Raw genomic sequence first — 1,003 nt, forward strand, 5'->3', positions numbered from 1 at the left:
CAGTGCGTGGCGAGGCCGCCGGCACCGCCGCCCATGCGCGGCCAGCGTGCGCGCCCGCCCGCACGCACCACGCTGGCGCGGTCGAGGAAGAGCGGGGTCCAGTCCGCTGCGCAGGCCACCAGGCCGAGCGCCACGCCCCAGGCCGCCCAGGGTAGCTGCGCACCCTCGCCCAGGCCGCGCTCGGCCTCGAAGATGCGCCAGGCGATCAGGTTGCGCCAGCGCGCGCCGCCGGCGGGCGGCAGCGGCGGCAGGCTGCGCCACTCCTCGGGCCAGGCGTACCAGAGCAGGCGGGCGGCGTCGGCGCTGCGCCAGTCCTCGAAGGCGGCTCCGCCGTCGCTGCAGCAGGCGTCGAGCGGGCAGGGGTCGGTGGGATCGAACTCGCCGATGCGCTCGCTGGCGACCGGCTGCAGCATGAGGATGCCGACGCGCGGCAGGGCTTCCGGGGCGGCCGCGACCACCTCGCCGAGCGTGGGGCCGACGATCTTGCCTGCGAGCACATCGCCACCGCCGCCGGCGCCACCGAGGCCGGAGAAGGCCGAAGGATCGGCCACCACCGGAAGGCGCCCGAGCTCGAACTCGTGGGCGTGGGCGACGTGCACATCCTCGCCGGTGACGCCGAGGCCGATGCCCTGCATCAGTGCGATGCGGCTGCCGTCGAGGCCGCTGCCGACATCGGCCAGCGCCGTCTCCAGGCCCTGCACCACGCCTGGGGTGAAGGCGCGGCCGCGCAGTGCGACGTGGGCCGCGGCCCAGTCCTGGCGGCCGGACAGCGTGGGGCCGGTCAGCGTGCGGCCCGCGAACAGGTTGGGCCGCCGCAGCCACCAGCGCGCGGCCTCGGCCGCATCGTCGGGGGCGAGGGCGAGGATGCGCTCGCCGGGGAGCGCATGTCGGATCGGGCGGATGCTCACGATTCACCTCCAGGCATCAGGTGCCGCCGCCGGTCGGCTTGCGCCGGCGTGGCGCGGGCTCGGCGGGCGCGGGGGCCGCAGGCGATGGGGCCGCG

General features: G+C 77.3%; 1 protein-coding gene. It reads right to left on the reverse strand.

All coding sequences use genetic code 11. The features are described 5' to 3' along the window. Positions 1–908, reverse strand: a 908-nt coding sequence (locus C667_RS23285; RefSeq protein WP_004390184.1) for a hypothetical protein, incomplete at its 3' end; no start/stop codon positions are given. Positions 909–1,003: the final 95 nt, after the last annotated feature.

The organism is Thauera phenylacetica B4P (genome assembly GCF_000310225.1).
In the GTDB taxonomy this organism is placed as follows: domain Bacteria; phylum Pseudomonadota; class Gammaproteobacteria; order Burkholderiales; family Rhodocyclaceae; genus Thauera; species Thauera phenylacetica.